At 46.9% G+C, this 8,870-nt stretch carries 9 protein-coding genes and 1 pseudogene; 4 read left to right on the top strand and 6 right to left on the bottom strand.

What is annotated here, in order from left to right:
* Positions 1-113 precede the first annotated feature (113 nt).
* From B3O33_RS02780 to B3O33_RS02770, 3 genes are read left to right on the top strand one after another with little or no spacing between them, the layout of a single operon-like run.
* Positions 114-440 carry a rhodanese-like domain-containing protein gene (locus tag B3O33_RS02780; RefSeq protein WP_292362109.1) on the top strand — a complete coding sequence of 109 codons (327 nt, stop codon included), beginning with the start codon at positions 114-116 and terminating at the stop codon, positions 438-440.
* A 9-nt stretch (positions 441-449) separates the two neighbouring features.
* Positions 450-1,772, top strand: a complete 1,323-nt coding sequence (locus tag B3O33_RS02775; protein ID WP_292362110.1) for a TolC family outer membrane protein — start codon at positions 450-452, stop codon at positions 1,770-1,772.
* Between the two features lie 15 nt (positions 1,773-1,787).
* On the top strand, positions 1,788-2,339 hold the full coding sequence (locus B3O33_RS02770) for a hydrolase (protein WP_292362111.1): 552 nt from the start codon (positions 1,788-1,790) through the stop codon (positions 2,337-2,339).
* Here B3O33_RS02770 and B3O33_RS02765 read toward each other — a convergent pair.
* From B3O33_RS02765 to hemL, 6 genes are all read right to left on the bottom strand, one after another.
* Positions 2,336-2,536, bottom strand: coding sequence for a DUF1289 domain-containing protein (locus B3O33_RS02765; protein WP_292362112.1), 201 nt, complete (start codon positions 2,534-2,536; stop codon positions 2,336-2,338). The two genes, B3O33_RS02770 and B3O33_RS02765, sit on opposite strands and share 4 nt — an antisense overlap.
* Before the next feature lie 209 nt (positions 2,537-2,745).
* Complete coding sequence (locus B3O33_RS02760) at positions 2,746-3,579, bottom strand: integrase core domain-containing protein (protein ID WP_292362113.1); 834 nt, start codon at positions 3,577-3,579, stop codon at positions 2,746-2,748.
* A 14-nt stretch (positions 3,580-3,593) separates the two neighbouring features.
* On the bottom strand, positions 3,594-3,884 hold the full coding sequence (locus B3O33_RS02755; RefSeq protein WP_292362114.1) for a helix-turn-helix domain-containing protein: 291 nt from the start codon (positions 3,882-3,884) through the stop codon (positions 3,594-3,596).
* A 328-nt stretch (positions 3,885-4,212) separates the two neighbouring features.
* Positions 4,213-5,742, bottom strand: coding sequence for a B12-binding domain-containing radical SAM protein (locus tag B3O33_RS02750; RefSeq protein WP_292362879.1), 1,530 nt, complete (start codon positions 5,740-5,742; stop codon positions 4,213-4,215).
* A gap of 19 nt (positions 5,743-5,761) precedes the next feature.
* Positions 5,762-7,204, bottom strand: a complete 1,443-nt coding sequence (gene sbcB, locus B3O33_RS02745) for an exodeoxyribonuclease I (protein WP_292362116.1) — start codon at positions 7,202-7,204, stop codon at positions 5,762-5,764.
* Positions 7,205-8,491, bottom strand: coding sequence for a glutamate-1-semialdehyde 2,1-aminomutase (gene hemL / locus B3O33_RS02740; RefSeq protein WP_292362117.1), 1,287 nt, complete (start codon positions 8,489-8,491; stop codon positions 7,205-7,207).
* Between the two features lie 125 nt (positions 8,492-8,616).
* On the opposite strand from hemL, the pseudogene B3O33_RS02735 reads away from it, so the two are divergent.
* Positions 8,617-8,870, top strand: a pseudogene (locus B3O33_RS02735) (histidine kinase); the annotation flags it as partial.

The following is an 8,870-nucleotide window of genomic DNA, read 5'->3' as shown; positions in this document are numbered from 1 at the left end:
CCCGTTCAGATGAGTGGCAATGGCAAACCGAAAATTTATTTGAAACAGTGGTGGCGCCGATGGTGCACGCTGAAACAAAACCTGAATTTACCTTTTAATGTAGAGATCTTGTTATGAAACAAATGTCAGCAACACAATTGGATGAATTTCTGCAGAAAAATGCGCAGGAGGCCATTTTGATTGATGTACGCGAAGCGCATGAGCTTGCCAATGGCATGCTGGAAAACGCTCAACATATGCCAATGAACAGCATTCCGGCACATGTGGGTGAACTTGAAATGGCGAAAGAAAGTCCGATAGTGTTGATTTGCCGTTCTGGGCAACGCAGCGCTCAAGTCGGACAATATCTTGAACAGTTAGGTTTTTCTGACGTCATAAATCTGGATGGTGGTATGAATGCCTGGGCGGCGGAGATCGACTCCAGTATGAAGGTTTATTAAGGATTGAGCATGAAAGCGCTGTTTGTAGTTAGTTTGTTTGCGACATTATTTTGTCGACCGGCCCTGGCGGTTCAGGATCTTGTCGATATTTATAATTTGTCGGCACAAAGCGATCCGATATTAATGGCCCAGGCTGCAGCGCAACGTGCCACGGGGGAGTTAGCTGATCAAGCTGATGCAGCCTTTTTACCGCAAGTAGATATGGTGGCGAATAACAGCAAGGTATGGACAGACAGTTCTTCTCAACGGTTTGGTGGTACCAGTGAGTATAACGATCATGGTTATACCTTGAGTCTGGTGCAACCGATTTACCGCCGTAATAATTTTGTACAGTCACGTCAGGCAGATATTGCCATTGAAGGCGCTGCAGCCAATTATCAATTCGCTGAACAGGAACTGATTGTTCGGGTAGCCGAACGTTATTTTGCTGTTTTGGGGGCAGAAGATGATCTGAGTTTTGCTTTGGCAGAACTTGAAGCAATTGAAAAACAACTTGAACAGGCCGATCAACGATTTGAAGTCGGTCTGGCAACCATTACCGATGTCAGTGAGGCAAGAGCTGCTTATGATTTGGCCAATGCGGCCGTCATTGAAGCTGAAAATTTGTTGGCTAACAGCCGTGAAGCATTGCGTGAAACAGCCGGTGAATATCCTGGTGAGTTAGCTGAGCTTAAAGATGACACTCCACTGGTAAAGCCTGAGCCGGAAAGTATTGATGAGTGGAGTGAGCAGGCGATTGTGATGAATCCGGTTTTACTCGCCGCTGGCAGCAATGTCGATCTTGCCCGTGAGAATATTGAGTTTGAACGCAGTGGCCATTATCCGACGCTGGATTTAGTGGCCCAGAAAGGCTATACCTCACAAAGTGACAGTAACCTGAGCGGCAGCAATAAAACCCATCAGAGAATATTAGGTTTACAGGTCAATATCCCGATATATGCCGGTGGCGTAGTGAGTTCCAGAACCCGCGAAGCCAGCTTTCGCCTGGATGAGGCGATGCAAAATGAAGAAGAGCAACGTCGCGCTATTATGCGACAGACACGTGCCGCCTATAACAGTGTGATGTCTGGCATCAGTCGGGTAAATGCCCTGCAACAGGCCGTATATTCAAATCAAAAAGCATTGGAGTCTACTGAAGCCGGATTTCAAGTTGGCACGCGTACTACAGTAGACGTTCTGAATGCCCGTCGTGAGCTATTCAGCGCGTTACGTGATTACTCACGTTCCCGTTATGAATACGTCGTTAATACGTTAAGACTTAAACAAGCCGCCGGGATAGTCAGTTTGAATGATATTGAGCAAATTAATCAGTGGTTGGAACCCAGAGCTTAAGGAGGGGTTATTGCCATGATGGCAAATTCTGAAAACAGTGTTTTAGTGGTAATTGATGTACAACAGAAATTGGCCCAGGCCATGCCCGATGGGGTGCGTGAACGTCTGATCAATCAGATAAAAATCTTACTGACCGCGGCGAAAGTGCTTAATATTCCGGTCATTGCCACAGAGCAGTATCCAAAAGGTCTGGGGCCAACAGAGTCTGCATTACAGGATAATTTGCCGATCGGCACCAACATCATAGAAAAAACCTGTTTTTCCTGCATGCAATCTGAGGATTTCCGCTATCAACTTGCTGCAACACGTCGAAAACAGGTCATCCTGCTGGGAATGGAAACACACATCTGTGTTCTGCAAACCGCTTTAGCCTTAAAATCAGAAAACTATAGTGTGTATGTGGCGGAAGATGGTGTCTGCTCACGCTCAAAAGCCAATCAGTACAATGCAATACAACGGATGCGCCATGCTGGGGTGGTGGTCAGTAACGTGGAGTCAGTATTGTTTGAATGGCTTGGCGATGCCAGCCACGCTGAGTTTAAAACACTGGCGAAGTTAATTCTTTAAGCGCGTCTATGAACATGAGCGCGCATCTGCCGCCTTGTTTTACAGTTCACTACGGTGGACTGTTTATCTGCTTCACTCATATTTTCCCAACGCAGGATTTCATCCATTGTCCGGAAACAGCCACGACAGACATCCTGTGCATCAAGACCGCATTTGCCAATGCAGGGGCTGGGAGTAAATGATTGATCTGAGTTCATAGTGCGGTAGTTTAATTCATTTTATGATGTTTAATGTGAGTTGCGAGGCTTGCTGTATGGCGTTGAGCTTACGAATAAATAACCTAAAGCTGACTTTTTCGACTTAACGTCGAGTTCATTTTCTTTGCATGCCCAAAGAAAACAAACCAAAAGAAAAGGCATGTGTACGATTCACATACATCGGTAACAGTTTAATTCAACTACATGGGTTACACCCGAATAGTCCAATAACTTGTAATTCCACCTCCAACCTTACGTTGGTCAAAACCACCAAGCCTGATGGGGCCGAAGTATAAATCCCATACGCCATCGGCGACTTGCTCCATGCCGATGTATTCGTCGCGTAATAAGTGAGACACATAAACTTGTCCACCGCCCCAATAGACTACACCGGTATGCGTGACTTTCAACACACTAAAATAGTCCGGATAGTGCATTTCCATTAACTTCTCAGGATAGGCTCTTCCTGATGCCGAGTAGTGAGAGGCTGGTGTTTGTTGTTGCAAAGATTCATGTGGCCGTTGATGGTTATACAGGTTGCTGAACTCTTTAAATTGTTGCTGCTGTGCGGCCATTGACTCACTGACAGGCTGCGTTACCGCCTGTTTTAGCGTTCGATGCATACGCTCATGCTGACCATTTTGTTGTGGCTTGCCGGGTTGGATCCTTTCAGGATGGATCCCAAGCTTTATCCACCAAATACTTAACGCAGACAAACCGCCAGCCGCTTTACTGGCAAATGGCACACCATTATCGCTGCGAATGCGCAGAGGCAACCCAAACTCTCTGAAGATGTGCTCAAAACAACGCCTGGTCGGCTCAGTAGCCGTCGTTTCCAAACCACAGCAAGCCAGTAAAAAACGACTATGGTGGTCCATAACCGTTAAGGGATAACACCACTGTCCGTTGCCCAGTTTAAACTGACCTTTAAAATCAACACTCCACACTTGATTAGGCGCTGTCACTGATTGAAATGGATCGCGATAAGGGGCTACACGTTGGCGCTTGCGACGTTTATCAATCAGACCTGCTCGGTTGAGCACATTATAAATTGTCGTTAATGACGGAGGCTCCAGCGTGGGGAACCGCAACTTAAGACTCGCCTGTATTTTTTTCGGGCCTGTTTTATCGAAAAAGGTATAGCTTCAGGATGGTGGTGGGAGCGACGTGACAGCTCGGTGACACCATCAAGCCCTTGCTTCTGATAACGTTGTACCCACTTGTAACCGGTCTTTCGACTGATTTGATAGCGTCGGCATAGCTCACTGAAACTACCGCCCGCACCACGTAAATAATCTGCAATAAACAAAATACGTTCTTCCATCGGTTTCACATCTCGCCAAGGCATGAGCACCTCCATCGTTGATGCTCATGATTAAAACAATGTGTTACCTATGTATCTGAACTTTTTTGTTACCTATGTTCTTAACTCGTACAGCACCCCTTGTGCTGGCCTGCGGCTTCACTGCGTTGATCGCTTTCTCTGGCGTCCAGCTAAACTCGCTTTGCTCAAACAGTGGCTGTCCGTGATCCAGACAAAACTGTGCTACTCGTCAGCACAACAGGGGGATTAGGAGGATCTTGAAACTGCTTTCATTGTAAAAAGTTTGGTGGTTGGGTTGAGGGTCGAAACCCAACATCTAAATGTAGTTCCCAGCTAAGGCCGATTGTAAAACTCAAGCATGAAACCGCTGCCGTTTATTGGCTGTACCAAGTTTGGCAGGTTTATTTAAGGTAGGCAGCGCTTCATAATCCGGCTGACCTTTGAGTCCAGCTCGGGCATAATCCAGTCGCAGATGATCTTTGACCAATTCTGCCGGGTGATGCATATCTTCGGTCAGCACTACATAAATCAGTTCAAACAGACGTTTCAACGCAATTTTAGCGGTTTGACCAGTACGCTGATAAATCTGATCTGACAAGGTCATGAAATGCCAGAACGGTTGCTCATCAAGCAGCAACGGCAAAGTATTGATAAACCGTCCCGAGTTACCGATTAAATCCCAGTAACGGGCAAAACGATTGACCCGTTGCATGGTGGCAAAGTTGATTTCACGGCTGCTGAGCAGGTTATACGGCGGCAGAGGATGAAAGCGTAAATCACTGGGTTCGTTATGCCGGTTCAATGGCGCGCCACGCAGGCGTTTGAGAATGCCGACCTGAATTTCATGTGGATTAAGGGCGATTAATTGATCAAAGCTGTCTGCAAAATTTTCCAGCGTATCGCCGGGCAAACCGAAAATCAGATCAGTGTGTAAATGCGCGCCGCTATGTTCACGCAGCCAACGAATATTGTCTTTGCTTTTATCGTTGTTTTGCTTACGACTGATACGTTCCTGAATTTCACTGTCAAAGGTCTGAATACCAATTTCAAATTGCAGGCTGTTGGGCGGAAATTTTTGTAAAACTGATTTCAATTTATCCGGCAGATTATCCGGCACCACTTCAAAATGCAGATATAAATCATCGCTCATGCGTTCCAGGAAAAACTCCAGAATGGCAATGCTGGTGGTGATTTTCAGATTAAAGGTACGGTCGATAAATTTAAAGTTTCGCACTCCGCGCTGCCACAGCTGATCTATTTCAGTGAGAAATGCATCGAGTGGAAATGCCGTCGCGGTTTTATCCAAAGCTGATAAACAGAACTCACATTTAAACGGACAGCCACGGGAAGCTTCAACGTAGATCAACCGGTTACGAATATCTTCATCGTTGTAAAAAAGATAAGGCAGAACCAGTTGCTCTAATGGGGTGGCGCGGCCATCAATATATTTGGTCTGTGGGTGTTCACCTTGCAGTAATTTTTCGCACAACTCACGAAAATCCTGTTCCCCGGGACCAGCAATCACATAATCAGCCAGATCACATAGCTTCGGTAAATCAGGTGAATGACTGACTTCCGGGCCACCGAGAATAATACGAATTTCAGGCTTAATCGATTTTAACAGCCCAACTACCGCCTCAATTTCACTAACATTCCAGATATACACACTGAACCCGATAACCTCAGGCTGATAGCTAAGCAATTTTTCAGCAATGCTTAGCGGTTGTTCCTGAATAGTGAATTCGATCAGTTCGGCGGCGGATTGCTGCTCACCGAGATTGGCATATAAATAACGCAAACCAAATGCCGAGTGCATATAGCGGGCATTAAGCGTGGTGAGCAGGATTTTGGCAGTAGTCGACATGCGCACATTGTAAATCATACGCGGCTGTTCAATCTGTTCAGTTAATTCCTAATGCATTTTGTTGCTCGGTGACATAGCGTTGCAAGTCGTCCAAAGTTTGCTGTTGGGCTTTGGTGAGCGCTTGCTGCCGACACTCCGCTAATGCGGCGTTAAATTTTTCAAAGGTAAGTCCAGGCGATGCTGTTGCGGTTAATTTGGTACGACAAAACTGTTGCCATTGTTCCGCTTCACTTTCATTTAGCGATTCGGGCCAGTTACGCGCCCGGTAACGGAACAGCATTTCCGGTAATCGCGAATCGTTAAAAGGAATCGATAACGTGCCCAGTTGATCTGGGGCTGCTTCGCGAATCAGGGTCATTTTGTTTTTATCGCTGTCATCAAAGAAACCGCCGCCATACAAACTGGCATCAACATCGTCAATCTCATCAAATGATTTCTGACTGAACACGGCCTGCAATTTTTGCAGTAATGATTCACCCGCCTCACGTAATAGTTGCAGATGTTGATGACTTAATTCCCGATCAATCTGCAGCCGCTCGGCAGCCGCATCATCCAGCGTCGCTGCCGGCACAATGACCGGACACTTATTGATATGCACAGTTTTTAATGCCGGACGCGAAACACCCTCAGGTAAATCTTTAGTGGGCGTAAATAACCATTGCCGAATGGTATCGGCATCCTGCTCCAGTAACGCCGAGGGATCATGGCGCAGATCATAAACAATCACCCCATTGTTGTTATTGGGTTCTTTGGCTATTGGCACCACCAATGCCGTATTACAATATTCAGAAGGGTACATGCGTGAGGTATGCAAAACCGGATCCGCCTGATGCAGGTTCAGTAACGGAGCGAGCTGCTGTTTTCGGCGTAACTGATAGATATAGTCATATAGCTTGGGCTGACGATCTTTAATCAGTTTTGCCAAGGCGATGGTCGCATACACATCCACTAACGCATCATGTGCACCCTTATGTTCAATCCCGTTTGCTGCCGTTAAGGCTTCCAGTCGAAAACTGGGCTGGCCGTCTTCACGATTGGGCCATTCGATACCTTCAGGCCGCAAAGCACGGGTGAGGCGCACCATATCGATAATGTCCCAGCGCGAATTACCGTTTTGCCATTCACGGGCATAAGCATCGTAAAAATTACGAAACAGGCCAAAGCGGGTAAATTCATCATCAAACCGCAAACTGTTATAGCCCACCCCACAGGTACCCGGCTGAGATAATTCCTGATGAATCGTTTTGATAAATTCGGCCTCAGTCAGACCTTCCTGTTGTGCTTTCTGTGGTGTGATGCCTGTAATAAGACTGGCCATTGGATGCGGTAATACATCGGCTGCCGGTTTGCAGTAAATCATCAACGGATCACCGATGATATTCAAATCTTCATCGGTACGTACCCCGGCGAACTGTAATGGCCGATCAAATCGTGGATCGGTGCCAGTCGTCTCATAATCATGCCAGTACAGCGTATTCATTTATAAGCTCGCCAAAACCAGTTCTGCCGCTGCCAGAGTGGCTTCAATTTCATCATCGCCATGTGCAGCAGAAACAAAGCCCGCTTCATAAGCAGAAGGTGCCAGGTAAACACCGCGATCCAGCATGCCGTGATAAAACCTTTTAAAACGTTCCTGATCACATTGGGTGACCTGTTCAAAAAACTCAATGTTGTTTTCTTCGGTAAAGAAAAAGCCAAACATGCCACCAACATAATTAATACTCATTGGAATACCGGCTGCATCGGCTTTTTGTTTCAAGCCATTGGCCAGTTTGGCAGTCTGTTGACTGAGGCGATCATGAAAACCGGGTTGTTGTACCAGTTTCAAAGTGGCCAGCCCAGCGGCCATAGCGACCGGGTTACCGGATAAGGTACCTGCCTGATAGACTGGACCCAGAGGCGCAATCGAATGCATCACATCTTTGCGTCCACCAAAAGCCCCTACCGGTAAGCCGCCGCCAACTACTTTACCCAGCGTAGTGAGATCGGGTTTAACTCCATAATGCTGCTGTGCACCGCCCAAAGCGACCCGGAAACCGGTCATCACTTCATCAAAAATTAACAGGCTGCCGTATTGATCACAGACGTCGCGTAAGCCTTCGAGAAACCCCGGAATCGGTGGAATACAGTTCATATTGCCAGCAACCGGTTCGACAATGATGCAGGCGATCTGATCGCCAATTTCCGCAAAACACTGATTGACAGATTCCATATCGTTGTAACGCAGGGTAATGGTGTGTTCTGCAATGGCTTTGGGGACACCAGCGGATGAAGGTTCGCCCAATGTTAATGCCCCACTACCAGCTTTAACTAAAAGGGAGTCAGCATGACCATGGTAACAGCCTTCAAATTTAACCATTTTGTCACGACCTGTATGGCCTCTGGCAAGACGAATCGCACTCATCGTCGCTTCGGTACCTGAGCTGACCATACGGACCATTTCCATAGACGGCACGAGTTCACAGAGTAAGTCGGCCATCTCGGTTTCAATAGCGGTGGGCGCGCCATATCCCAATCCGTTTGCGCACATTTGCTGAACGGCTTCAATGACTTGCGGATGCGCATGACCGGCAATCATCGGACCCCAGGAGCCAATATAATCAATATATTTTTTGCCTTCCACATCGGTGAGCCAGGCACCTTTTGCGCTACTGAAAAATACCGGATCACCGCCGACACCTTTGAATGCACGTACCGGTGAATTCACGCCACCGGGGATATGTTTTTGAGCCTGAAGGAAAAGTTGTTGATTGCTTTGCGCTTGCATTTACAGAGTCCTGATTTGATGATGTGCGATAATTGTAGGTCAATTTGATTTCTCATAGTCACAACAATGTCGGCTATGAAAGTTCAACAGGCCTTAGCCTATCACAGCGAGATAACTGACCCGACATGAGCCTGAAACTGCGTTTACTGATCATTGTAACCTTGATCCTGATATTCAACTTTGTCGCCGCTGGCTATTTTATGATTCAGAATGCCCGCCAGGCAGTCGCAGCTGAAATGGCCTCCAGTACTCAGTTGGCGCGTGGATTATTGATCAACGCTTTGCCGACATTGCGATTTTCCAATGATTTGAGTGAACGGGTGACCTTAATTGTCGATAGTGTGCGTCATACAAGACACATCCGCGCCTGGTTTGAAGA

This window comes from Methylophaga sp. UBA1464 (assembly GCF_002325665.1).
Taxonomy (GTDB): domain Bacteria; phylum Pseudomonadota; class Gammaproteobacteria; order Nitrosococcales; family Methylophagaceae; genus Methylophaga.
The sequence above is the reverse complement of the archived record's forward strand: the minus strand, read 5'-3'. Positions and strand labels throughout refer to the sequence as shown.

Coding starts and splice junctions, on each gene's coding strand:
- B3O33_RS02780 (WP_292362109.1), top strand. CDS start 114: ATGAAACAAATGTCAGCAACACAATTGGATGAATTTCTGCAGAAAAAT.
- B3O33_RS02775 (WP_292362110.1), top strand. CDS start 450: ATGAAAGCGCTGTTTGTAGTTAGTTTGTTTGCGACATTATTTTGTCGA.
- B3O33_RS02770 (WP_292362111.1), top strand. CDS start 1,788: ATGATGGCAAATTCTGAAAACAGTGTTTTAGTGGTAATTGATGTACAA.
- B3O33_RS02765 (WP_292362112.1), bottom strand. CDS start 2,536: ATGAACTCAGATCAATCATTTACTCCCAGCCCCTGCATTGGCAAATGC.
- B3O33_RS02755 (WP_292362114.1), bottom strand. CDS start 3,884: ATGCCTTGGCGAGATGTGAAACCGATGGAAGAACGTATTTTGTTTATT.
- B3O33_RS02750 (WP_292362879.1), bottom strand. CDS start 5,742: ATGATTTACAATGTGCGCATGTCGACTACTGCCAAAATCCTGCTCACC.
- sbcB (WP_292362116.1), bottom strand. CDS start 7,204: ATGAATACGCTGTACTGGCATGATTATGAGACGACTGGCACCGATCCA.
- hemL (WP_292362117.1), bottom strand. CDS start 8,491: ATGCAAGCGCAAAGCAATCAACAACTTTTCCTTCAGGCTCAAAAACAT.